Raw genomic sequence first — 21224 nt, forward strand, 5'->3', positions numbered from 1 at the left:
TCACACCCCCGTCGAGGCCAGATGGACCGCATTCTCGATGCGCTGATAGCAGCCGCAGCGGCAGATGTTGCCGGCCATCGCATCCCTGATCTGGTCATGCGACGGCTTGGGATTCTCGTTCAAGAGTGCGGCCGCCTGCATGATCTGCCCGGCCTGGCAGAAGCCGCATTGCGGCACGTTGACCTGCCGCCACGCCTTCTGCACCGGATGATCTCCAGTCGGATGCAGACCTTCGATGGTGGTGACCTCCCGTCCCGCGACATCCGACACTGCGGTGATGCAGGCGCGCGCCGCTTCCTTGTCGACTATCACGGTGCAGGCGCCGCACAGCGCTGCGCCGCACCCATATTTCGTTCCGGTCAAACCCAGCTCGTCGCGCAGATACCACAGCAGCGGCAGGCTTGGATCGCCGTCCCAGCTCTGCTCCTGTCCGTTGATTTTCACCTTGATCATGTTCGCCCTCGCTCTGTCGGACCAATGGTCGCTGTTCTGATCGTTGGTGGACGCGCGCGGGACCACATGTCCTTACGTGCACGCGCCGGATCAATCGAGAGTTGTCGGAAAACGACTAATGATAGCAGGCCGGGACAGGCATCGGTCTACACAGGCGCGTGTGTTGTCAGAGCAGACGAGCGCTGCGCGTGCAGCCCGCTGCAATGCAAATGCGGAACAATGGGCGATGCGCCGACAACAATGGCGGCCGCCAGACCAAAACGACGACAAAAAAAGAATGCCTCGCCAGCGTGGGGCAGGCGAGGCACCAAGTCTTCAGGAAGGAACGCTTCAGTTGGTACGCTTGGTACGTGGCGGCCGTCAGGCCGCCTTTGCTTTCGCCACGTGGGTGGCAATCGCATCCATCAGGGCCGGCGACAGGCAGTCATAGGGCTCGAGCCCCAGCTCCTTCAATCGCGCCCGAATCTCGCCCATCTGTTCCGGCTTCACGCCCGACTCGATCACCGAGGAGACGAAGGCCGCAAAGCCCGGCGCGGCCGAACCCTGCTCCTGGAACAGCTCGGGGTGAATGAAGTCGAGGCCGTAGAACGGGTGGCCTGTGTTCTCGATGCGGCCATACATATGCGTGCCGCAGCCGGTGCAGGCGTAACGCTGGATGACGGCGGAGGGATCGACGATCTTGAGCTTGTCGCCGTTCTCCAGCACCGTGACGTTCTGCCGCGGCACCACTGCAACGACCGAGAAGGTCGCGCCGGAGGGCTTCCAGCATTTGGTGCAGCCGCACGCGTGGTTATGCGCGACATCGCCCTTGATGCCGACCTTGACCGGCCGGTCGTGGCATTTGCAGACCAGCGTGCCGCCGGCGAAATGGCCGCTTCCTTGTTTGACGCCGTTATCGACGGACGGATGGATGTGGACAGTCATGGCGCAATCCTCCTCAGTTTTGCGTGCTTGGGGTCAGAACACGACGACGGAACGGATCGATTTGCCCTCATGCATCAGGTCGAAGCCCTTGTTGATGTCTTCGAGCTTGAGCGTGTGGGTGATCATCGGGTCGATTTCGATCTTCCCGTTCATGTACCAGTCGACGATCTTGGGAACGTCGGTGCGCCCGCGCGCGCCGCCGAACGCCGTGCCCTTCCAGACGCGTCCGGTGACGAGCTGGAACGGGCGGGTCGCGATCTCCTTGCCGGCCTCGGCGACACCGATGATGATCGATTCGCCCCAGCCGCGATGGCAGGCTTCCAGCGCCTGGCGCATCACCGTGGTATTGCCGGTGCAGTCAAAGGTGTAGTCGGCACCGCCATCCGTCAGCGCAACCAGATGCTGGACGATGTCGCCGGTCACCTTCTTCGGGTTGACGAAGTGGGTCATGCCGAAGCGGCGCCCCCATTCCTCCTTGCTGTCATTGACGTCGACGCCGACGATCTTGTCGGCGCCCGCCATCCGCGCGCCCTGGAGCACGTTGAGGCCGATGCCGCCGAGGCCGAAGACGATGACGTTCGAGCCGGGCGTGACCTTGGCCGTATTGACGACTGCGCCGACGCCCGTGGTGACGCCGCAGCCGATATAGCAGCTCTTGTCGAAGGGCGCGTCCTCGCGAATCTTCGCGACCGCGATCTCCGGCAGCACGGTGAAGTTGGAGAAGGTCGAGCAGCCCATGTAGTGGTAGATGGCCTGGCCCTTGTAGCTGAAGCGCGACGTGCCGTCTGGCATCAGGCCCTTGCCCTGCGTGGCGCGGATCGCGGTGCAGAGATTGGTCTTGCGGCTGAGGCAGCTCTTGCACTGGCGGCATTCCGGTGTGTAGAGTGGAATGACGTGGTCGCCGGGCTTGACCGAGGTCACGCCAGGGCCGACCTCGCGCACGATGCCGGCGCCCTCATGGCCGAGGATCGAGGGGAAGATGCCCTCGCTGTCGAAACCGTCGAGCGTGTAGGCATCGGTGTGGCAGATGCCGGTGGCCTTGATCTCGACCAGTACCTCGCCGGCCTTCGGCCCTTCGAGGTCGACCTCGACGATCTCCAGCGGCTTCTTGGCTTCGAAAGCGACCGCGGCGCGCGTCTTCATGTCTCAAACTCCTCTTTCATTCTCTTGAGCCCGCGACGCTGCCCAGGGAAACTGTTCAGGCGCGGTCCCGTCGTCAGTCATTTCTTGCCCATGCAGGAGTTCTCCGCTTCCGTATAGGCTGGCGGTTTGTCCTCGTGCTTGGCCGGGCGAACGCGTCCCACCGCGTCATTGCCGCGGGCGCGCAGGTAGATGTAGAGGTCGTCCATGTAGCAGGCCACGTTCGGATTGTCGCCGAAAGCCGGCATGACGTTCTCCTGGGACGTGCTGACATTCTTGCGGCCGCTGGCGATGACACCGATGAAATCGCCGTAGCTCATGGTCTTGACCGAGTCCTTCAGCGCAGGCGCATAAGTCGATCCCATGCCGTCGGGCCCGTGGCAGACGTGGCATTCGGAATGATAGCGGCGGTATCCGGAGTAGGTGTACCAGTCGACCGATCCGTCGGCGCCCACCTTGTAGGTCGGATTGCCATCCTTATCGAAGTACTTCCCGTCTTCGGACTTGACGGCCGCAGGATCTCCCGGACTTTCCGCCCAGGCATTTTCGGCGACAGTCATCCCGCCGGTTGCCAGGATCAGAGCCGTGGCGACCGCAAAACAGATTCTACGCAAGGGCGTCTTCCCTTAATTTTCTGGGGCAGGCGAACCGGCGCATGGACGAAATCCATGCGCCGGAAGCAGGTGCCTAGCTCACTGCTGCGGGAGCGAGAACACGGTGAGCGCGCCGCCCAGGGCGGTGTAGTTGCTCAGCGCTGCGTAGCCGCCGACCGCACCGAGACCGGCGGTCGGATCCGTCAGGCCCGCCGCGAGACCGATGCCGGCCCAGCCACCGACACCCGAGAGCACGGCGACATACTGCTTGCCGCCTGCCTCGTAGGTCGTGACGTTGCCGATGATGCCGGACGGAGTCTTGAACTTGTAGAGCTCCTTGCCCGTCTTGGCATCGACCGCCTTGAGGTAGCCTTCGAGCGTTCCGTAGAACACCACGCCGCCGGCCGTTGCGAGCGCACCCGACCACACCGAGAACGGCTCCTTGTTCGACCAGGCGATCTTGCCGGTCTTGCCGTCCCAAGCGATGAAGTTGCCCATATGGGTCTCACCCGCCGGCGGATACATCGACAGCGTCGCGCCGACATAGGGCTGACCTGCGGTGTAGCTCACCTTGAAGGGCTCGTAGTCCATGCAGACATGGTTGGTCGGAACGTAGAACAGCTGCGTGTCCGGCGAGTAGGCGGCCGGTTGTTCGTCCTTGGTGCCGAGCGCCGCCGGGCAGATGCCCTTGGTGTTGACGTCTTCACCCTGCTTGTCGGTCGAGTATTGATCGACAACCTTCGGACGGCCGTAGGTCGGCGAGTTCTTGTCCATGTCGACGCCGGTGGTCCAGTTCACCTTCGGGTCGAACTTTTCGGCGACGAGGAGCTCGCCGCTGGCACGGTCGAGCGTATAGCCGAGGCCGTTACGATCGAAGTGCGTGAGCAGCTTGCGCGGCTGACCGTTGATCGCCTGGTCCGACAGGATCATCTCGTTGACGCCGTCATAGTCCCACTCGTCGTGGGGCGTCATCTGATAGACCCATTTCGCGACGCCGGTGTCTGCGTGGCGGGCGAAGATCGTCATCGACCACTTGTTGTCGCCGGGACGCTGCTTCGGGTTCCAGGTCGAGGGATTGCCCGACCCGTAATAGACCATGTCGAGCTGCGGATCGTAGGAGATCCAGCCCCAGGTGCAGCCGCCACCGGTCTTCCACTGATCGCCTTGCCAGGTCTTCAGGCTCGAGTCCTTGCCGACCGGCTTGCCGAGCGCGGTGGTGTTGGCATCGAACAGGATCTGGTCATCCGGACCTTCGGAATAGGCCTTCCAGACCTGCTTGCCGCTCTTGATGTCGTAAGCGGTCATGCTGCACTGGACGCCGAACTCGCCGCCGGACGTGCCGACCAGGACCTTGTCCTTCACCACCAGCGGCGCCGAGGTGCCGGTCTGGCCCTTGGTCGGATCGCCGTTGACGGCGGTCCAGACATGCTGGCCGGTCTTGGCGTCGATCGCCACCAGCTTGTCGTCGGCCTGATGCAGGAAGATCTTGCCGTCACCATAGGCGACGCCGCGGTTGACCGTGTCGCAGCACATCACCGGAATGACGTTCGGGTCCTGCTTGGGCTCGTACTTCCAGACGATCTTGTTGTCCTGCGCGAGATCGAGCGCATACACCTTGTTCGGGAACGGCGTATGCACATACATCAGGTTGCCGATGATGAGCGGTCCGCCTTCATGGCCGCGCAGCACGCCGGTGGAGAAGGTCCACGCGACCTGCAGCTTGCCGACGTTCTGGGCGGTGATCTGGTTGAGCTTGGAGTAACGCGTATTGGCGTAGTCTCCCGCCGGCATCACCCAGTCCTTCGGGTTGGCCGACATCTTGACCAGCTCTTCACTGGCCCACGCGCCACCCGCGGCAAGCGCCGCGACTGACGTCAGACATGTTGCGAGTAGCACTCTTCGCATCGTCTTTCCTCCCGGGTTCAACTGAGGTTCCGCATCACGCGGCCCAGTATTCGTTTTCGGCATCATTGATTATCCACTTCCCAACCGGGAAACTTGCCCAAAAGAGAAAAGAGCTTGCTCAAGAGTGAAGCGAATAGAAGTTTTTGAAGGAGATTTTGCTTTGCTGGTCCGCAACATGAGGGCCACTCTTGCTGCGCAGCATCAATTTGCAGCATCGCGGTTCCACCGAGGGTTGACGTTTCCCTTGACCTTACAGAGATGAAGGCGGAGGATCACGCAGGGCGCGTTATGGAACGAGTGCGCCGCGAAAGAGCCGCAGCCTTAAAATGGGAGCAATCTTGCTGCAGTCTCGTTCGCCGTCCTGCGGCGGACCCGTTGCGTTTCGATCATGAATCGGTGGATGAAACATGTCCGATACGATCCGCTCGCTTAATACTTCGGGCTTCTCGCCGAAGAGCCAGATCCAGCGTTGGTCAGATGCACTGACCGACCTGTGCGGACGTTTCGATGTCGATCCGCTGGAGGGGGCCTCATTCGAGGGGCGCATCAATTTCACGACGGTGTCGCGCCTGAAGCTCTGCCAGATCGAGGCCAGCCAGCACCGCATTGCGCATTCCTATGCGCGTGCGCAAAAGGCGGCACATCCCTACATCAAGATCTTGTTCCAGACTTATGGAACGTCCTATTTCGAGCAGGATGGCCGCCAGATCGAGATCGGCCCCGGCGATTGCCTCGCCTACGATGTGTCGTCGCCGCACACGATCATCAGCCCCGCGTTGACGCGCCATGACGTTGTCATCGTGCCCAAGGAGCTGTTGCAGGAGCGGGGCTTCCGGTCGGAGAAGATGCCGGCATACAAGCTGTCGGCGCGGAGCGGGACCGGTCGGATTGCTCATGACGTCACCCATGCCGCGTTCGACGAGGCGACCCGGCTGTCGCCCAACTCGGCGGCCAGCGTCGCCGAGTCGCTGATCGATCTGCTGCTGCTGCCGCTGCGCGAAGCCGATCGAATGCTGGACCGTGCGGGACCCGAGGCGGTCTATATCCGCGCTCAAGCCTTCATCCGCGAGCATCTGCGCGATCCCGATCTGTGCATCGATCAGATTTCGGCGGCCCTGGGTTGCACCAAGCGCTACCTTCACATGGTCTTCAGCGATCGTGGGATGACGGTCAGCGACTACATCTGGCGGGCCCGGCTTCAGCATTGCCGGCAGGAGCTGGAGACGCAGAGCGGCAAGACCATCACCGATGTCGCGTTCTCATGGGGTTTTTCGAGCTCGTCGCACTTCAGTCGCGTCTTCCGCAAATATTTCGGCGTCGTTCCATCGTCGGTTCACAAGACTGCGGCGCGCTGAGCGGTCGTGGAGCGACCGCGCTAGCGTGCGTCGCTCCGGATGATCCTCTGGAATGCATCGCCGAGAATCACCGGCTCGCGCGGCGGAAGATAGGTCAGTCCGGCGGACCGACCGAGATTCGCCAGGGCCCCGGAGCCGTCGAGCTCCGTCAATGCCTTGTCGACCGATGTGATGAGCTCGGCCGAACTGGCCAGCCCGACATAACCTCGGTTCACGCCGATCGGATAGCTGTAGCCCGACCCGCCGAGCTTGGTGTCGGGATGAGCCGCCCGATACGCATCGAAACGTCTGCTATCGAGCAGGGTCGCGTCGAACTTACCCTGTTCGAGCGCGCCGAGCAGATCGTCCCGCGCCGGAATCAAATGAGTGATGTCGTCGATCAGCCGTCCCTTGTCGAACGTCATCAGGATGGCATCCGCCAACGTGCCGCTCTCGATTGCCAGCCGCAGCCCGGCCAGATCGCCGATGTCGGTGATCGGGCGCGGTTTCGCGGAAGGTCCGAGAACGACGGTCAGTGTTGAGAACATATACGGCTTGCTCGGCATCAGCGTGCCGAGCGGAACACGGCGACGGCGATCGTCGCGCGTGGCGCCATCGAAGTCCGGCAGCTTGGCCGTCTTGACGCCCGGCGCAACCAAACCGTCCTGCGTGAACGCATAGCTGCCGAGCAACGAACAGCGTCCGTCCGATAGCAGTGCATTCGCCTCCAGCGCTGGACTGGAATCTTCGTCCAATTTGCTCTCGTACCACTGGATCTCGAGCTTCCTGCCGAGGCGATCGGCGATCGCCTGACCGAGCAGGACATCGAAGCCGCCGCCGGGCTTGCCACGATGATGGACCGAGAGCGGCGGAAGATTTTCGTCGAGGCAGATGCGCAGCACGTCGTCAGCGGCTGAAGCCGCTGACGACACCGTCGAAATCATCAAGGCGGCCAACCAACAGCAGAGATGGCGTATCACTGCGCTCTCCGGCTCGAAACGTAGGCCCACAGCGCGGTGATCTCGTCATCGCTGAGAATGTCGCCCCAGGGCGGCATGCGGCCGTTCTTGCCCTGCTTCACCGTGGTGACGAAACGAGGCTGGTCATCGGGAAACCGGCGCAGGTCGGGCGTCACAGTGCCGGAGTTCACCATGTTGGGCCCGTGGCAGTGCGAGCACTTCTGAGCGAACGTCGTCTTGCCGAGGTCGACCTGGCTGTGTGCAGCGCTGCCATCTTGTTGTTGGGCGAGGGCGGTCGTCGATGGCACGGCCAAAGTCGCCATGACGGCGGCGAAGGCCGCCGCCGTTCTCATGAACATGGTCTGTCTCACGGGCGATCCGCACTCAATTCTTGACCGCGAAGACCCACAACGAGCCGCCTGCCGGAACGTTGGCGAGGCGCTCGTCACCGGAGAACAGCGAGTAGACGCCGCCGTAGCCGGAGGTGACAGCGACATACTGCACGCCGTCCTGCTGCCAGGTGACGGGCTGGCCCTCGATGCCGGAGCCGGTCTGGAACTGCCACAGCTTCTTGCCGCTGTCGGCGTCGAAAGCTTCGAACTCGCCGGTCAGCTTGCCCGAGAACACCACGCCGCCTGCCGTGGACAGCACGCCGGAGAAGCGCGGGATGTCGCTCGGCTGCTCCCACTTGGTCTTGCCGGTCATCGGATCGATGGCCTTGAGCTGACCGCGCGGCCCTTCCGGCCAATCCCACAGATCCGTCAGGTCCATGCCGAGGTACCACTCGCCGGCCTTGTAGGTCGCAGGCTCGGTCTTGTAGTGACCGCCGAACACGAGCGTATTGGCATAGGCCAATCCCGTTTGCGGATTGAACGACATCGGCTCCCAGTTCTTGCCGCCGAGAATCGACGGATAGACCGTGACCTTCTTGCCCTCGCGCGCATCACGCGTCACGTCGGTCTCGACCGGCTTCCCGGTCTTCAGGTCGATGCTGGAGGCCCAGTTCACCTTCACATAGGGGTTGGCCGCGAGCAGCTTCCCATTGGTGCGATCGAGCACGTAGAAGAAGCCATTGCGGTTGGCGTTCATCAGCACCTTGGTCGGCTTGCCCTCGACGTTCATGTCGGCGAGCACCATCTCCGCGACCGCGTCGTAGTCGAACGGATTGTTCGGCGAGAACTGGAAGTGCCACTTCATCTTGCCGGTCTTCGGATCGAGCGCGAGCACCGAGCAGGTGTAGAGGTTGTCGCCCGGGCGCACCGCCGCGTTGAACGGTCCGGGATTACCGACGCCCCAGAACACGGTGTTCTGCTCGGGATCGTAGGAGCCGGTGATCCAGGTCGAGCCGCCGCCCAGCTTCCAGGTGTCGCCCTTCCAGGTGTCGCCGCCGGGTTCATCCGGGCTCGGGATCGTATGCGTGCGCCACAGGTGCTTGCCTGTCGCAGGATCCCAGCCATCGATGAAGCCGCGGGTGCCGAACTCCGCGCCCGAGATGCCGGTCAATACGACGCCGTCGGCCACCAGCGGCGCGACGGTCATCGAGTAGCCTTCCTTGATATCGGCGGCTTTCTGGCGCCACAGCTCCTTGCCGGTTTTGGCATCGAGCGCAATCACGTTGGCATCGAGCGTCGTCCGGAACACCTTGCCGTCGTACAGTGCGGCGCCGCGATTGATGATGCCGCAGCAGACCACGCGCGGCGTCTCGGCGGGATAGTCGATCTTGCTCTTCCAGATCTGCTTGCCGGTCTTGGCGTCGACGGCCATCGTCGCATTGTGGGTCGTGACGTAGAGCACGCCCTGATAGACCAGCGGCTGCGATTCTTCACTGCGATCATCGGCGAAACTGTAGTTCCAGACCGGGACCAGGTTCTTGGCGTTGTCCTTGTTGATCTGGGTGAGCGGGCTGAACCGCTGCAGATTGTAGCCCATGCCGTAGTTGAGGACGTTTGCCGTATCAGTTGCACCCTTGACCAACTGATCGGCGCTCTGCGCGCTTGCACCATGTGATGCAAAAATGGCGAGGCCTGCGGCCAGCGCGATCCGCTTCATTCATTTCCTCCGAGATTTTTATGCGCGCCTATCCTGACGCTGCGGGAACAACACTCCCCTCGAAATCAGGAACCGTCAATACGAAAAGGTGGCAACGATCCTCGTCTCATCGGGAAGCCTTCCTCGTCCGATTCGGACGGGACAGCCAAGCCGTTGTCGCTGCTCGCTGATCGAGTTCGGCATGATGGCACCGCTCCTATGCTGCGTTGCGGCATGAAGATTGCTTCACTGCATCATGCCGGGACAACAGAGGAGTAGGCGGATGAGACGAACCATCCTTTGGCTCGGCATGCTTTGTTGCCTTTGGGTGAGTGCGAGTGCGCGTGATCTCGGTCAGTGGGGAGCGGTCGATCCTGCATTGCGTCAATGGTACGAGGCGTTGATGCAGCCCGATGTCCCGACGGCATCATGCTGCGGTGAGGCTGACGCCTACTTTGCCGATGAGATCCATGTCCGCAACGGCAAGACCTATGTCATCATCACCGATGACCGTCCCGATGAGCCGCGTGGCCGTCCGCACATCGATGTCGGTACCGAAATCGAGGTCCCCGATCACAAGCTGAAGTGGGACAAGGGAAATCCGACGGGGCACGGCATCATCTTCCTGAGCCGCAATCGATATGTGTTCTGCTATGTGCAGCCGGGCGGTGCGTGAGCGAAGCTGCCGTCCCGCTCAGGGGGCACGTCCTACGAGGATTGAGGCGGAACGGCGTCCAGCCAGGCGGCTGGATTTTTGTTTCGTTCAATCGATCGCCAACCGCTGGGAAATGCTCCACGGTTGCGGAGCCTTGCGTTCCACCTGATGCGGTCCTAGCTTCGACGTCGGCGCGAGCAATGCGTCAGTCAATGATAGTCGAACTTGGGAGCTTGAAATGGCCTGGAAGACACCGAAGATCGTCGAAGTGCCGGTTGGCATGGAAATCAACATGTACGCCTGTGCGGCGCGCAAGTAGCGCGTAGCGGTCTGCCAAGCCACGAAGAGCAAAATTTGCTTCGGACTGGCTTGGCGGATCCATTCTGCAGACGACCCGCGAGATCGTCCCGGCGACCGGCCTCTCGGCCGATCGGGTATGACGGGCACACCGCCGAACGTTGGTGACGGCCTGAGGACCGTCCAAGGATCAAACGTCCTGCGTGTCGAAGATATACAGATCGACGCCGCCATCGGCGAAGTTGGGCAGATCGCCCGCCGCCGCCTTGCCTTCGGCAGAGCCCATTCCCGCCTGCAGCGCCTGCATCGAATCGAATACCAGGGTGGCAACGAGGTGGATGTTGGTGGCGCCCGCCGGCCCATTCACCGGGCCGCGGCTGATATCGTAGCTCTTCAGGCCGGGAATCTTCTTCGCCAGCGGCACGTGGACGTTCATGTAGTGTTTGTCGAACGCCTCGGCGCTCTTGGGGGTCTTGTAGAGTACGAGAACCTTGGGCATCTGCTTCCTCCGCATTCGCTCTTTTTGAGGTCGATCGACCGAGTCCATTGCAGCCGATCTGCCGGTTCGGATCAAGCGTCAGGGCCGGCTTGGCCCGGGGATGGTCGTTCCAGCCTTGGTTCCGCTGGATAATTTGTTGTGCAAAGAGAAACTGATGCAGCCGGATGTCGTAGTTTCAGGTACGTTGCTTCAGGCTTATTGAAGGACAACGAGCCATGAGCCCCATCGATCTCGTCATCACCGTCTGCGCAGTCCTGTCTCCGGCCACCTGCGAGGAGCAGCATCTCGTTTTCGCAGATGGCGGCGCCTCCCTGCAGCAATGCGCGATGAAGGCGCCGCCCTACATCGCCCAGTGGATCGGCGAGCACCCGAAATGGACGGCAGTGCGGTGGCGCTGCGAATATCCGCACACTAACGACAAGGCCTGAGGCCGGTTTGGCCGTCGGCGCGCTGGCTGCCTACTTCGTGCACTCCTTGAGGTCCTTGTCCGCGACCGAGATCACGGCGTCGGCCTTGATGTCGAGGCCGCGTACGACGCACTGCCGCTCGCCGGCATAGCTCACCTTGGCGTCGTAGCGCCCAGGCTCGATGCCGGTGAGCTTCAGCCGTTCGTCGTGATCGAGCTCTTTGTCCTTGTCGCTCAGCGTCTGGTTCGGACCCCAGTTGTTCTGGCCGGCCGGAGAGAGCTGAAAACCGGTCATCGTTGCGGTGGTCAGATTCCAGAGCCGGATGCCCTTGCTTTGTGCGACGGCTGCGAGCGGCATGGCGAACAGAATGGTTGCCGTCACGGCGAGTTCGCGTTTCATGGCATTTCCCTGGGTTTCCGACGTCCTTTGATTGCCATGACTATGACACGGAAAAATCCAGTCGCGCCAGATCGGCCTTGGTCGCCGCAACGGTGTCGTTGTTGCGCTGCGCGCGCGGCAGGTCGATCGGGACTGAATGAAGCAGACGGGCGGGGCGCGAGGATAGCAGGAAGATCCGGTCGCCGAGCCGCGCCGCGTCGTCCATGCTGTGCGTGACCAGGAGCGTGATCATCGGCCTGTTGGCCACCAGCGTCGCAATCTCCTCGCGCAGCCGCGCGGCGAGCGCGTCGTCGAGCGAAGCCAGCGGCTCATCCAGGATGAGGAAATCCGGCTCGACCGCAAAGGCGCGCGCCAGCGCGACGCGGCGGGCGAGGCCGAGCGACAACTCGCCTGGAAAATGGCTGCGATGTCCCTCGAGCTCGAGCACGCCGAAGATCGCGGCCAGCCTGTCCTCGGCGACACCGGGCGCTGCCAGCCGGACGTTGTCCTCCACCGATCGCCACGGCAGCAGCCGCGGCTCCTGGAACACCATCGCCAGCCGGGCTCCCTCAGGCCGCGATACCTGGCCCTGATAGTCGTTGTCCAGACCGGCGAGAATCCGCAGCATCGTGCTCTTGCCGCACCCGGAGGGGCCGACGACGACGCCGACCTCGCCCCGCTGCAGCGCAAAAGCAATGCCCGCAATCACCTCCTGGCGCTTGCCATTGGCGCTGGTGTAGCTCTTGGACCTGATATCGACCTCAAGCCGCACGGAGCCGCCACCTCGATGCGCGCTGCTCGAACGGCTGGACGATGACGGCCTCGATCACCAGCACCACGGCAGCAAAGCTGAGCGAGTAGGCGAGCAGCAGCGGAATGTCGAACAGCTGGAAGGCGACGCCGATCTCGAAGCCGATGCCGTTGGGCCGTCCGAGCAGTTCGGCCACCAGCACGATCTTCCAGACCAATGAAAGGCCGGAGCGCGCGGCAGCCGCAATATAAGGTGCGAGCTGCGGCAGCAGGACGTGGCGGAGGATGCGTCCGCGCGAAAAGGCAAACACCTTGGCCATCTCGTCGAGCGATGGATCGAGCGCGCGGGCGCCTTCGCGCAAGGTGACGACGGCGGTCGGCAGCTTGTTGATCGCGATCGCCGCGATCGCAGCGACCTCGGTGAGACCGGCCCAGATATAGGCGAGCACGATCACCACCAGCGCCGGCAGATTGAGCAGCAGGATCAGCCAGGGATCGCCGAGGCGGTTGGCGAGCTGGCTGCGCCCCATCAAAAAGCCGATTGCCGAGCCGAGTGCCATCGACAGAGTGAAGGCGAGGGCGACGCGGGCGAGCGTTGCGCCGAGATGCAGAAACAGCGCGCCGGACCGCGCCTCCGCCACCGCAACCGCAAGCACGGCCGATGGCAATGGCAGCTTGGCGCTGCCGGCGACAGCCGCGGCAATCCACCAGGTGGCGAGCAGAAGCGCAAAGGACAACAGCCGCAGCACTAATCCCTCGCATCCGCCCTGTAGTAGGTGCCGGGACTGAGCTCAGTCGCGGGGCCGACCAGATCGCGACCGCCGATCGAGGCGAGAACGCCGTAGAGAACGCGGGCGTCGGCCTCTTCCTCTGCCACCGGCCGGCGCGGAATACCTTCGCGATAGCGGTCGCGATAGGCGCGCAAGGTGGCGTCGTCCTGTGCGCCGGTCAGCGGGGCGATCGTTTGCCAGTCGGCGTCGGAAGTCGCCAGGATCTCCTTGGCCTTGGCCGTGACGGTTAGGAAGCGTGCGACGAGATCGCGATGCTTGGCGGCCCAGTCCTCGTCGAAGACATAGCCGATCATCGCGGTGCGGCCCTTGGCGCCGAATGGCGGCAGCAGGTCCTCGACGCCGGCAAGCCGGCGGAAGCCCTTGGTCTCCAGGGCCGCGCAGAAATTCCAGAAGTTCAAGCCCGCATCCATCTCGCCGTCGGCCAGCTTGGCGGCCAGCAGCGGCGGCGCGCCGTAGGTGATGGTTGCCTGCGATTTCAGATCGACGCCGTCGCGCTTGAGCGTGGCCTGCAGCAGCAGCCAGCTCTTGTCGAGCGGGCCGCCGGCCACCGCGAGCTTGCGTCCCTTCAGATCGGCAAGCGTCTTGATCGGTGAGGTCGCCGGCACCATCACGGCGCCGAGCGCGCTCGAATAGGGATAGAAGGTCAGCTTGGCGCCGAGCGCACGCTCGCGCGACACCCACAGCCAGTCCGATACCATGATATCGGCATTGCCGGCACGCAGCGCGATCTTGCCGGCCTCCGGGCTCGCAAGCTCGACCGCATCGATCGCGATATCCGCCTGCTTGTCCAGCTGGCGGGCGCGGATCACGGCCAGCTCCCAGGCGAAGGTGCCGGTCTTCTGCACTGCAACCTTGACGGTCTCGGCGGCGCAGCATGCCGTGACCGGCAGCAGGGCGCAGGCGACAATCGCCATCAACAAACGACCGATCTGCGTCATGAGCCCGTCTGCATTTCCTCGAGATGTGTTCTTTTCAGCCTCATTCCCTTAGCATAGCTTCGGCTGCGATGCCGCGGAGGACTGTGATGCGTAGTGCTGTTCCGGTAGGACCGATTGTCGCCACCCTCATTGCCATGATCGCGCTGCGCGGGTCGGCTCACGCCGAGGATCTCAACGACTATCCGACCTCTGCGCGGGCCGAATATGTGTTCGGCTGCATGAAGTCCAATGGCGAGACCCGGGAGGCGATCGCGCAGTGCTCCTGCTCGATCGACGTGATCGCCTCGATCCTTCCCTATGAGCGCTACGTCACGGCCGAGACCGTCCTCAGCATGTCCCAGGTGCACAGCACTCTCGGCACCCAGTTCCGCACGTCCGAGCAGGCCGCCAACGCGCTGAACGATCTCCGTCGGGCGCAGGCCGAAGCCGAAGTGAGATGCTTCTGAAGCGCTGCCGCTCTGCCGCATCAAGTTCCTGAGCCGTCGGCCGGCCAGTCGTGCTCGAACACGTGGCCCTGCGTATCCTTCGCTTCCGCACGGAATTGCTTGGCGCCGTTCGACACGTAGGTGAAGCGGATATTGGGATCCTCCGAGATCGAGATGCCGCCTTCGACCGACAGCACCAGGCTGCCGTCCTGCGACAGCGTCAGCCGGTCGATGAAGAAGGCCGGAATGTAGAGCTGCGTCACCTGGTCCATCTGGAGCCCGGAATTGTTGGGATGCCCGACCATGACCTGCGCTTCGCGGATGCCGCTCGTGGCGCCGTCGCTGCTCTGCGTGAACTGCCGGTAGCGCATCTGGCCGATGCGCGCCTTGGCCTCGTCCGGATTCTTCGCCGCCGGGGCCGAGCAGCCTCCGGAAGCCTTGACGAAGGTCTTGACCACATAGAGCTGGCCGTCGGTGAGCTCGGCCACCGCATGCACATCCGTGTAGTTGTTGACGCGGACCCGCGTCGAGATCGCGGTCACGTTGGCGTCCGCGCCGAGCGTGAACTTGGCCGCCATGGGCGCGGGATTCTGGTCGATCACCAGCGTGATGGTCTTGATGCGGCGCTCGTCGGCGGGCGACAGTTTGCTGCGCAGGGTGACCGGAACCACCGAGGCATCCTCGGCGCGCGTCGGCATCTCGATCGACAGCACATTGCTGCCGTCCTGCATCGCCTTGTTGTTGAAGATGTCCTGGACTAGTCCCGGCCAGGGATCGTAACCATCAGCGGCCTTCGCAGGTGCGAAGGTAAACGCGAGGCATGCCCCGAGAAGCAGGGTGGACGGCAGGTGGAGCCGGATCATGGCGCAATCCTCCTCGGGCAGTCGGGTGAATTAACGATCATAGCGCGTCGCCGCCCTCATTCCCATTCCATTTCCGAGAATGCCGCAGTCGCGTTGCGGGCATTGTAGTCGTCGAACAGCTCCCATTTGCCGCGCTCCGATCCGGCGGCCCCAGCGGCGTCCGCGATCGGCTTGCCCGCCTTGATCAGCCCGCGAACGTCGTGGGCCAATATGTCGAGGTAGCGACGCTCGTCGCTGAGCGCCAGTGGCCACGGGCTGACAGGGCCATGGCCCGGGACGACGCGCTCGGCCGGGATGGTCGCGAGCGCGGCCATGTCGGAAATCCAGCCACGCAGGCTGCCATCCATCACCGGGATGTGACGCAGGAATACGAGATCGCCGGCGAACAAGATCCTGCTCCGGTCATCATAGACGGACAGGTCGCAGTCGCTATGCGCGGTGCTCCAGGCCTTGAGCGTGAGGGTACGGCCGCCGAGGTCGAGCATCATCTCGTCGTCCACGAGGATCGACGGGGCGACGAGACGGACCTCGTCGATCAGCTCGGCGCCCATCAGGCGCCGGAACGCCTCGATGTAGTGCGGTCCGCGCAATGCAAGCGCGCGCGGCAGGTTCTTGGCGCCGACGAAGCGCGTGCCGTCGCCCTCGAATGCCGCGTTGCCGAATGCGTGATCCGGATGGGCGTGGGTGTTGATGACGTAGCGCACGGGCTTGGCGGTACGGGCGCGGATCGCAGCCAGCAGCGCGCGGCCTTCGCGGACGCTGCCGCCGGTGTCGATCACGGCGACCGCGTCGTTGCCGACGATGAAACCGACATTGGCGATGGCGCCCTCGTTCGCCGCGTTCATCAGCGCGGTCTGGCCGATGTGAACGAACACGCCGGGCGCGATCTCGCTGACCTCGAGTTCCGGCGGCATGGCAAGAGCGGCGCTGCCGAGCGCCAGCGCCCCCCAGGCGGTGATCGCGATGATCAATTGTCTCACCATCGGCTTGCCTTGCTCGCGTGAGAGGTGTGCGTCAGACGATGGACGTTGCGGTGCAGCAATTGGTCAACTCTTCGCGATGACGGCGGCTGTTGCACCGGAGCGGCCGGCGGCCTAGCATTTTCAAAAATACCGCGATGCGTTCGATAGGGATGGAAATACGGATGACGAAGCGTCACAAACTTGCCTGCTCGCTGGCCGTTGCCGCGGGGCTCACTCTGCTCGGGCCGGCCGCCTCCTACGCCCAGAGCAATGACGGCCTGGACCTGTCGATCGAGCTGGTCGATCCCAAGGTGCTCAGGGTCTGCGCCGATCCGCGCAACCTGCCGTTCTCGAACGAGAAGGGCGACGGCTTCGAGAACAAGCTGGCCGAGTTCTTTGCCGCCAAGCTGCAGAAGAAGGTGGACTACACGTTCTTCCCGCAGGCCACCGGATTCGTGCGCATGACGCTCGGCTCGCACCGTTGCGACGTGATCATGGGCTTTCCCCAAGGGGACGACCTGGTGCAGAGCACCAGTCCCTATTACCGGACGGCCTACGCGATCGTGACCAAGCCGGGCTCCGATCTCGCCGATGTGACGACGCTGGAGGATGCCAAGCTCAAGGGCAAGCACATCGGCATCGTGGCGGGCACGCCGCCGGCGACCAACATGGCGCTGGCCGGGCTGATGCCGACCGCAAAGCCCTATCCGCTGATGATCGACACCCGCGTCGATTCCTCGGCAGAGGCGATGATCAACGATCTGAAGTCCGGCGATATCGATGCCGGCGTGCTGTGGGGCCCGATGGCCGGGTACTACGCCAAGCAGGCGAGCCCGCAGCTGCACGTGACGCCGCTGGTGAAAGAGACCAGCGGGCCGAAGCTGATCTATCGCATCGCCATGGGCGTCCGCGGCGCGGACCAGAACTGGCGCCGTCAGCTCAACAGGCTGATCCAGGAGAACCAGGGTGAGATCAACAAGATCCTGCTGGACTTCGGGGTGCCGCTGCTGGACGAGAGCAATCATCTGATCACCGCCGAGGCTGCGGCGAAGACATCGCCATGATCGTTCGGCTCGCCGCGGCGGCGTTGGCAGGCGTGCTGCTGATCGCCGCTGCGGTGCGAGCCGATGATCTCGTGCCGGAGCCGGACAGCTACCGGACCGAGAACTACCGCGCGCCGGTGCCGACGACCCTGGCCGGTGCGCGCGTGCTGTCGACGCGGGAGACCGAGGCGATCTGGCGCGCAAAATCGGCCGCCTTCGTCGACGTGCTGCCGCGCCCGCCCAAGCCGAAGAATCTGCCGGCAGGGACGGTGTGGCGCGAGCAGCCGCGCCTGGACATTCCCGGCAGCATGTGGCTGCCCGACACCGGTTATGGTGTGCTGGCGCCCCAGACCGAGGACTATCTGAAGCGCGGGCTGGCGCACGCGTCGGGCGGCGACCTCGGTCGTCTGCTCGTGTTCTACTGCCTCGAAGACTGCTGGATGTCGTGGAATGCCGCCAGGCGCGCGCTGACCTATGGCTATCGCAACGTCGCCTGGTATCCCGACGGGACCGACGGCTGGAGCCGCGCCGACCTGCCGCTGCAGCAGACGCAGCCTGAGCCGCGGCCTGAGGAGTGAGCGGGGAGGGTGGCGAGAGCGCATCAAAACAGCTACTCCATGTCCTGCTGGATCTCCCGGGCCAGCGCGAACAGGCGCTGGTCGATTGCGGTCGGCACCTCGCAGACGAACTTCATCACGCGACGCCGATCCTCGAAGATGCGCGTCTCCCAGTTCAACTGGTTGGTCATTTCCTCGACCTTGGCCTGATCCGGCGCGGCGCTGCTCTGCATCTCCTGCAGCTTGATCGTGTCGCCGCGCACTTTGTCGACGGCCTCGCGCTGCTTGCGCATGACGCGCTCGAGGCCGTTCATGACCGATGTCCGCTGCGCGTTCAGCGTGTCGAACAGCCCGACGAACAGCAGCTTGCCCTTGCGTGTCTTCTCCTCGGCCGTACCGGTGAGGAAATCGGCGGCGTCCTTCTGGGCCTGCTCCAGCGGGATACGGCGCGCGGCAAGCTTGGCGACGAGCTCGGCCACCTTCGCATCGTCCTTCCAGCTCGCGCCGACATCGTCGATCGGCGGGCCGGACCACACCGCCGCGATGGAGATTTCCGGCACCTTGGCCTGCGGGCAGGGCCAGTCCGGATAGCGCGGATCGGCGCCTTGCGCAGCACTGGCTGACGCAGCGATGGCGACGGCCGCCAGTATCGTTCTCAACCTCATGCCTCGCCTCCGGGACCACGCCTGACAAAACCCCGCGACGGATCATAGGCCAGGATCGCGCCGATCATGAATACGGCGGTGCAGCCGCCGACCACCGCGAGCGAAACCCAGTTCAGCTTGCCGTACAGCGCAAAGCGGATGAGCTCGACCGCGTGGGTGAAGGGGTTGGCTTCGCAGAGATAAGCCAGCCAGGGACTGCCTTCCTCGACCCGCCAGAGCGGGTAGAGCGCCGACGAGGCGAAGAACATCGGGAAGATCACGAAGTTCATGACGCCGGCGAAATTCTCGAGCTGCTTGATGCCGGAGGAAATCAGCATGCCCAGCGCGCCGAGCATCAGGCCGGACAGGATCAGCGCCGGCAGCACCGTCAGATAGCCCATCGGCGGCGGGGTGATGTCCCAGAACCAGGCGATGGCGAGAAACGCATAGACCTGCAGCACCGAGACGGCGGTGCCGGCGAGCAGCTTGCAGAACAGGAGATAGCCGCGCGGCAGCGGGCTCACCAGCAAGGTGCGCATGTTGCCCATCTCGCGATCATAGACCATCGACAGCGACGACTGCATGCCGTTGAACAACTGGATCATCGCCATCAGGCCGGGTGCGATATAGACCTCATAAAGGATGTAGGTCTCGTACGGCGGAATGATTGAGATACCCAGCACCTGGCGGAAGCCGGCGGCGAAGATGAACAGCCAGACCAGCGGCCGCACCAGCGCCGAGACAAAGCGCTCGCGCTGATGCAGGAAGCGCAGGCCCTCGCGCCAGACGATGCCGGTGAGGCAAGTGATGTATTCGCCGGCCGAGAAGCCGCTGCGTGTGGGTGGGGGGGCGTGCACGGTGGTGACGGTCATGGCTCGGAGCTCCGCGCCGGACTGGCCTGGGTCGTCAGCCGCGCGAACGCCGCGTTGACGTCGGTCGCACCGGCCTCGGCGATGACCTGCGGGACGGGCCCGCGCGCCAGCACGCGGCCTTGATGCAGCACCACGAGATCGTCGGTCGCCGCGATCTCGTCGAACAGATGCGTCGCCCAGAGCACGCCGATGCCCTGCTCGGCGACGAGTTGGCGGACATGGCCGACGATGTCGGCGCGCGCCTTGACGTCGAGGCCGACGGTGGCCTCGTCGAGCAGCAAGAGGCGCGGCCGGTGCAGCAGGGCGCGAGCAATCTCCAGCCGGCGCATCTGGCCGCCGGAGAGGTCGCGCACCTTGTTGCCGGCGCGGTCGGCGAGGCCGATCCGCGCCAGCAGCTCCTCGCTGCGCGCGCGGGCCTCGCGGCGGGCGATGCCGTGCAGCGCTGCGTGGTAGAGCAGGTTCTGGGTCAGCGACAGATCGAGATCGAGCGTGCGCGGCTGGAACACGACGCCGAGCAGTCGCAGCGCCTCGCCCGGCGTCCGTCCGATGTCATGGCCGAAAATGCCGATCTGGCCGGTCTGCACCGCGAACAGCCGCGTGATGAGCGAGAACAGCGTGCTCTTGCCGGCGCCGTTGAGGCCGAGCAGGGCGGTGAAGCTCGCAGGCTGGACGGCGAAGCTGACGTCGTTCAGCGCCTTGCGTGCACCGTAGGAATGGCTGACGCCGGCGACCGACAGCGCGGGGACCTGCTCGGGCGCCGTCTGCGATGCAGAGCCTGTCGAGTCGAGAGCGGGTGCGTTCTGCGTCGTCATGGCTGTGCAATCGTGATGCCCCAGGGCAGCTCGCCGACCTGGATGGTCTTGATCACCTTCTGCGCGGCGACGTCGATCACCGAGACGTCGTTGGAGACGCCGTTGGTGACCAGAAGATATTTCTCATCCGGCGTGAACTCCAGGTGCCAGACGCGCTGGCCGACCAGGAGATATTTCTTCACCTCGTGGGTGGCGCCGTCGACCACGGCGACACGGTTGGCCGGGCCGAGCGCAACGAAGCCGGTCTTGCCGTCCTTGGTGAGCCCGATGCCGACCGGCTGGATCGCCTCGCTGCGTAGGCCGGGCACGGCGAACTTGATCTTGCCGGTGACCTCACGCTTGGCCGGATCGATGATCGAGACGGTGCCGCCGATTTCGGCGGACACCCACAGCTCCGAGCCGTCGCTCTTGAACTCGGCATAGCGCGGCCGCGCATCGACCAGCACGTTGGCGACGATCTTGCGGGTCGCCGTGTCGATGAAATGCGCCATGTTGGTGGTTTCGGAGGTGCAGATCAGGATCTTGCCGTCCGGGCTGAGCATCATGCCCTCGGGCTCGACGCCGACCTGGACGTCGCCGATGCGGACGCGCTTCTCGAGGTCGAGCACCGTGACCGTGTTGTCGTTCTCGTTGGCGACATAGAGCGTCTTGCCGGCGGCGTCCTGCGCGAACAGCTCGGGATCGGGGCCGGAGGGCAGGGTGTCCACCACCTCCATCTTCTTGGCATCGATCACCTGGATCGTGTCGTCGTCACCGACCGCGACCATCACGAACTTGCCGTCACGCGTGAACGCGATGCCGCGCGGCCGCTGGCCGACCTTGATGGTCTTGGTCACGGTCCAGGTGTCGGTGTCGATGACGGAGACGGTGTTGCCCTTCTCGTTGGACACGAAGGCGACGTAGGCGGAGGCGGGGGCGATGAAGGCCAGGCACAGCGCGGCGGTGAGCAGGCAGGCTGCAAACACAGTGCGCTTCCCAGGTTGATCGCGCAATTT

Annotated in this window: 26 protein-coding genes; 7 read left to right on the plus strand and 19 right to left on the minus strand. The window is 64.0% G+C overall.

Annotated features, from left to right (window positions below):
* The 5 genes from QX124_RS04345 to xoxF5 form a co-directional block, all read right to left on the minus strand.
* Positions 1–453: a (2Fe-2S)-binding protein gene (locus QX124_RS04345; protein WP_315741262.1), complete on the minus strand. Its 453-nt coding sequence runs from the start codon at positions 451–453 to the stop codon at positions 1–3.
* 360 nt (positions 454–813) lie between these two features.
* The gene (gene gfa, locus QX124_RS04350; protein ID WP_315713222.1) at positions 814–1377 is read right to left on the minus strand and encodes an S-(hydroxymethyl)glutathione synthase; all 564 of its coding nucleotides are present in this window, start codon (positions 1375–1377) and stop codon (positions 814–816) included.
* A gap of 33 nt (positions 1378–1410) precedes the next feature.
* Positions 1411–2520 carry an S-(hydroxymethyl)glutathione dehydrogenase/class III alcohol dehydrogenase gene (locus QX124_RS04355; protein WP_315756267.1) on the minus strand — a complete coding sequence of 370 codons (1110 nt, stop codon included), beginning with the start codon at positions 2518–2520 and terminating at the stop codon, positions 1411–1413.
* 77 nt (positions 2521–2597) lie between these two features.
* On the minus strand, positions 2598–3077 hold the full coding sequence (locus QX124_RS04360) for a c-type cytochrome, methanol metabolism-related (RefSeq protein WP_315713645.1): 480 nt from the start codon (positions 3075–3077) through the stop codon (positions 2598–2600).
* A gap of 132 nt (positions 3078–3209) precedes the next feature.
* Positions 3210–5015 carry a lanthanide-dependent methanol dehydrogenase XoxF5 gene (gene xoxF5, locus QX124_RS04365; RefSeq protein WP_315796437.1) on the minus strand — a complete coding sequence of 602 codons (1806 nt, stop codon included), beginning with the start codon at positions 5013–5015 and terminating at the stop codon, positions 3210–3212.
* Between the two features lie 407 nt (positions 5016–5422).
* Here xoxF5 and QX124_RS04370 point away from each other — a divergent pair, with 407 nt between their 5' ends.
* On the plus strand, positions 5423–6370 hold the full coding sequence (locus QX124_RS04370) for a helix-turn-helix domain-containing protein (RefSeq protein ID WP_315741265.1): 948 nt from the start codon (positions 5423–5425) through the stop codon (positions 6368–6370).
* A 20-nt stretch (positions 6371–6390) separates the two neighbouring features.
* Here the strand turns inward: QX124_RS04370 and QX124_RS04375 are convergent, their stop codons facing one another.
* From QX124_RS04375 to QX124_RS04385, 3 genes are read right to left on the minus strand one after another with little or no spacing between them, the layout of a single operon-like run.
* Positions 6391–7293, minus strand: a complete 903-nt coding sequence (locus QX124_RS04375) for a transporter substrate-binding domain-containing protein (protein ID WP_315796620.1) — start codon at positions 7291–7293, stop codon at positions 6391–6393.
* A 32-nt stretch (positions 7294–7325) separates the two neighbouring features.
* The gene (locus QX124_RS04380; RefSeq protein ID WP_315771598.1) at positions 7326–7667 is read right to left on the minus strand and encodes a cytochrome c; all 342 of its coding nucleotides are present in this window, start codon (positions 7665–7667) and stop codon (positions 7326–7328) included.
* 25 nt (positions 7668–7692) lie between these two features.
* Positions 7693–9357: a methanol/ethanol family PQQ-dependent dehydrogenase gene (locus QX124_RS04385; RefSeq protein WP_315796440.1), complete on the minus strand. Its 1665-nt coding sequence runs from the start codon at positions 9355–9357 to the stop codon at positions 7693–7695.
* Positions 9358–9619: 262 nt separating this feature from the next.
* Between QX124_RS04385 and QX124_RS04390 the strand changes: the two genes are divergently transcribed.
* Complete coding sequence (locus QX124_RS04390) at positions 9620–10012, plus strand: hypothetical protein (protein WP_315796442.1); 393 nt, start codon at positions 9620–9622, stop codon at positions 10010–10012.
* Positions 10013–10229: 217 nt separating this feature from the next.
* Positions 10230–10310, plus strand: coding sequence for a pyrroloquinoline quinone precursor peptide PqqA (gene pqqA / locus QX124_RS04395; protein ID WP_009031067.1), 81 nt, complete (start codon positions 10230–10232; stop codon positions 10308–10310).
* A 168-nt stretch (positions 10311–10478) separates the two neighbouring features.
* Here pqqA and QX124_RS04400 read toward each other — a convergent pair whose 3' ends face one another.
* Positions 10479–10787: an EthD family reductase gene (locus tag QX124_RS04400; protein ID WP_315796444.1), complete on the minus strand. Its 309-nt coding sequence runs from the start codon at positions 10785–10787 to the stop codon at positions 10479–10481.
* 215 nt (positions 10788–11002) lie between these two features.
* Between QX124_RS04400 and QX124_RS04405 the strand changes: the two genes are divergently transcribed.
* Positions 11003–11215 carry a hypothetical protein gene (locus QX124_RS04405; RefSeq protein WP_315741270.1) on the plus strand — a complete coding sequence of 71 codons (213 nt, stop codon included), beginning with the start codon at positions 11003–11005 and terminating at the stop codon, positions 11213–11215.
* A gap of 30 nt (positions 11216–11245) precedes the next feature.
* On the opposite strand, the gene QX124_RS04410 is transcribed toward QX124_RS04405, so the two are convergent.
* From QX124_RS04410 to QX124_RS04425, 4 genes are read right to left on the minus strand one after another with little or no spacing between them, the layout of a single operon-like run.
* Positions 11246–11593, minus strand: a complete 348-nt coding sequence (locus tag QX124_RS04410; protein ID WP_315741271.1) for a hypothetical protein — start codon at positions 11591–11593, stop codon at positions 11246–11248.
* Positions 11594–11633: 40 nt separating this feature from the next.
* Positions 11634–12344, minus strand: a complete 711-nt coding sequence (locus QX124_RS04415) for an ABC transporter ATP-binding protein (protein ID WP_315741272.1) — start codon at positions 12342–12344, stop codon at positions 11634–11636.
* On the minus strand, positions 12334–13071 hold the full coding sequence (locus tag QX124_RS04420) for an ABC transporter permease (RefSeq protein WP_315741273.1): 738 nt from the start codon (positions 13069–13071) through the stop codon (positions 12334–12336). Before QX124_RS04420 ends, QX124_RS04415 begins: the two co-directional genes overlap by 11 nt.
* On the minus strand, positions 13071–14051 hold the full coding sequence (locus tag QX124_RS04425; protein ID WP_315796446.1) for an ABC transporter substrate-binding protein: 981 nt from the start codon (positions 14049–14051) through the stop codon (positions 13071–13073). Before QX124_RS04425 ends, QX124_RS04420 begins: the two co-directional genes overlap by 1 nt.
* 86 nt (positions 14052–14137) lie before the next feature.
* Here QX124_RS04425 and QX124_RS04430 point away from each other — a divergent pair, with 86 nt between their 5' ends.
* Positions 14138–14497: a hypothetical protein gene (locus tag QX124_RS04430; protein WP_315741275.1), complete on the plus strand. Its 360-nt coding sequence runs from the start codon at positions 14138–14140 to the stop codon at positions 14495–14497.
* Between the two features lie 20 nt (positions 14498–14517).
* Here the strand turns inward: QX124_RS04430 and QX124_RS04435 are convergent, their stop codons facing one another.
* A complete protein-coding gene (locus QX124_RS04435; RefSeq protein WP_315796447.1) occupies positions 14518–15339 on the minus strand; it encodes a quinoprotein dehydrogenase-associated SoxYZ-like carrier in 822 nt (273 codons plus the stop codon).
* A 56-nt stretch (positions 15340–15395) separates the two neighbouring features.
* A complete protein-coding gene (locus tag QX124_RS04440; RefSeq protein WP_315796449.1) occupies positions 15396–16322 on the minus strand; it encodes a quinoprotein relay system zinc metallohydrolase 2 in 927 nt (308 codons plus the stop codon).
* Between the two features lie 161 nt (positions 16323–16483).
* Between QX124_RS04440 and QX124_RS04445 the strand changes: the two genes are divergently transcribed.
* Entirely contained in the window at positions 16484–17365 is an 882-nt protein-coding gene (locus tag QX124_RS04445; protein ID WP_315796450.1) for a substrate-binding domain-containing protein, read from the plus strand.
* Positions 17362–17922 carry a PQQ-dependent catabolism-associated CXXCW motif protein gene (locus QX124_RS04450; protein ID WP_315771589.1) on the plus strand — a complete coding sequence of 187 codons (561 nt, stop codon included), beginning with the start codon at positions 17362–17364 and terminating at the stop codon, positions 17920–17922. Before QX124_RS04445 ends, QX124_RS04450 begins: the two co-directional genes overlap by 4 nt.
* Positions 17923–17954: 32 nt before the next feature.
* Here the strand turns inward: QX124_RS04450 and QX124_RS04455 are convergent, their stop codons facing one another.
* Genes QX124_RS04455 through QX124_RS04470 form a run of 4 tightly spaced genes read right to left on the minus strand, consistent with a single transcriptional unit; the run spans position 17955 to position 21194 of the window.
* Positions 17955–18566 carry a hypothetical protein gene (locus QX124_RS04455; protein ID WP_315796451.1) on the minus strand — a complete coding sequence of 204 codons (612 nt, stop codon included), beginning with the start codon at positions 18564–18566 and terminating at the stop codon, positions 17955–17957.
* Entirely contained in the window at positions 18563–19417 is an 855-nt protein-coding gene (locus tag QX124_RS04460) for an ABC transporter permease (protein ID WP_315741281.1), read from the minus strand. Before QX124_RS04460 ends, QX124_RS04455 begins: the two co-directional genes overlap by 4 nt.
* Positions 19414–20229, minus strand: a complete 816-nt coding sequence (locus QX124_RS04465; protein WP_315756252.1) for an ABC transporter ATP-binding protein — start codon at positions 20227–20229, stop codon at positions 19414–19416. Before QX124_RS04465 ends, QX124_RS04460 begins: the two co-directional genes overlap by 4 nt.
* Complete coding sequence (locus QX124_RS04470) at positions 20226–21194, minus strand: YVTN family beta-propeller repeat protein (protein ID WP_315796453.1); 969 nt, start codon at positions 21192–21194, stop codon at positions 20226–20228. Before QX124_RS04470 ends, QX124_RS04465 begins: the two co-directional genes overlap by 4 nt.
* Positions 21195–21224 lie beyond the last annotated feature (30 nt).

Origin of the sequence: Bradyrhizobium sp. SZCCHNRI3043 (assembly GCF_032377735.1) — a bacterium.
In the GTDB taxonomy this organism is placed as follows: Bacteria; Pseudomonadota; Alphaproteobacteria; order Rhizobiales; family Xanthobacteraceae; genus Bradyrhizobium.

What these genes read in the sequence shown, in the direction of transcription:
- pqqA (WP_009031067.1), top strand. Translation starts at nt 10,230, where the DNA reads ATGGCCTGGAAGACACCGAAGATCGTCGAAGTGCCGGTTGGCATGGAA.
- QX124_RS04465 (WP_315756252.1), bottom strand. Translation starts at nt 20,229, where the DNA reads ATGACGACGCAGAACGCACCCGCTCTCGACTCGACAGGCTCTGCATCG.
- QX124_RS04385 (WP_315796440.1), bottom strand. Translation starts at nt 9,357, where the DNA reads ATGAAGCGGATCGCGCTGGCCGCAGGCCTCGCCATTTTTGCATCACAT.
- QX124_RS04390 (WP_315796442.1), top strand. Translation starts at nt 9,620, where the DNA reads ATGAGACGAACCATCCTTTGGCTCGGCATGCTTTGTTGCCTTTGGGTG.
- QX124_RS04370 (WP_315741265.1), top strand. Translation starts at nt 5,423, where the DNA reads ATGTCCGATACGATCCGCTCGCTTAATACTTCGGGCTTCTCGCCGAAG.
- gfa (WP_315713222.1), bottom strand. Translation starts at nt 1,377, where the DNA reads ATGACTGTCCACATCCATCCGTCCGTCGATAACGGCGTCAAACAAGGA.
- QX124_RS04445 (WP_315796450.1), top strand. Translation starts at nt 16,484, where the DNA reads ATGACGAAGCGTCACAAACTTGCCTGCTCGCTGGCCGTTGCCGCGGGG.
- QX124_RS04400 (WP_315796444.1), bottom strand. Translation starts at nt 10,787, where the DNA reads ATGCCCAAGGTTCTCGTACTCTACAAGACCCCCAAGAGCGCCGAGGCG.
- QX124_RS04375 (WP_315796620.1), bottom strand. Translation starts at nt 7,293, where the DNA reads ATGATTTCGACGGTGTCGTCAGCGGCTTCAGCCGCTGACGACGTGCTG.
- QX124_RS04425 (WP_315796446.1), bottom strand. Translation starts at nt 14,051, where the DNA reads ATGACGCAGATCGGTCGTTTGTTGATGGCGATTGTCGCCTGCGCCCTG.
- QX124_RS04380 (WP_315771598.1), bottom strand. Translation starts at nt 7,667, where the DNA reads ATGTTCATGAGAACGGCGGCGGCCTTCGCCGCCGTCATGGCGACTTTG.
- QX124_RS04410 (WP_315741271.1), bottom strand. Translation starts at nt 11,593, where the DNA reads ATGAAACGCGAACTCGCCGTGACGGCAACCATTCTGTTCGCCATGCCG.
- QX124_RS04440 (WP_315796449.1), bottom strand. Translation starts at nt 16,322, where the DNA reads ATGGTGAGACAATTGATCATCGCGATCACCGCCTGGGGGGCGCTGGCG.
- QX124_RS04355 (WP_315756267.1), bottom strand. Translation starts at nt 2,520, where the DNA reads ATGAAGACGCGCGCCGCGGTCGCTTTCGAAGCCAAGAAGCCGCTGGAG.
- QX124_RS04360 (WP_315713645.1), bottom strand. Translation starts at nt 3,077, where the DNA reads ATGACTGTCGCCGAAAATGCCTGGGCGGAAAGTCCGGGAGATCCTGCG.
- QX124_RS04405 (WP_315741270.1), top strand. Translation starts at nt 11,003, where the DNA reads ATGAGCCCCATCGATCTCGTCATCACCGTCTGCGCAGTCCTGTCTCCG.
- QX124_RS04460 (WP_315741281.1), bottom strand. Translation starts at nt 19,417, where the DNA reads ATGACCGTCACCACCGTGCACGCCCCCCCACCCACACGCAGCGGCTTC.
- QX124_RS04450 (WP_315771589.1), top strand. Translation starts at nt 17,362, where the DNA reads ATGATCGTTCGGCTCGCCGCGGCGGCGTTGGCAGGCGTGCTGCTGATC.
- QX124_RS04345 (WP_315741262.1), bottom strand. Translation starts at nt 453, where the DNA reads ATGATCAAGGTGAAAATCAACGGACAGGAGCAGAGCTGGGACGGCGAT.
- QX124_RS04435 (WP_315796447.1), bottom strand. Translation starts at nt 15,339, where the DNA reads ATGATCCGGCTCCACCTGCCGTCCACCCTGCTTCTCGGGGCATGCCTC.
- QX124_RS04455 (WP_315796451.1), bottom strand. Translation starts at nt 18,566, where the DNA reads ATGAGGTTGAGAACGATACTGGCGGCCGTCGCCATCGCTGCGTCAGCC.
- xoxF5 (WP_315796437.1), bottom strand. Translation starts at nt 5,015, where the DNA reads ATGCGAAGAGTGCTACTCGCAACATGTCTGACGTCAGTCGCGGCGCTT.
- QX124_RS04430 (WP_315741275.1), top strand. Translation starts at nt 14,138, where the DNA reads ATGCGTAGTGCTGTTCCGGTAGGACCGATTGTCGCCACCCTCATTGCC.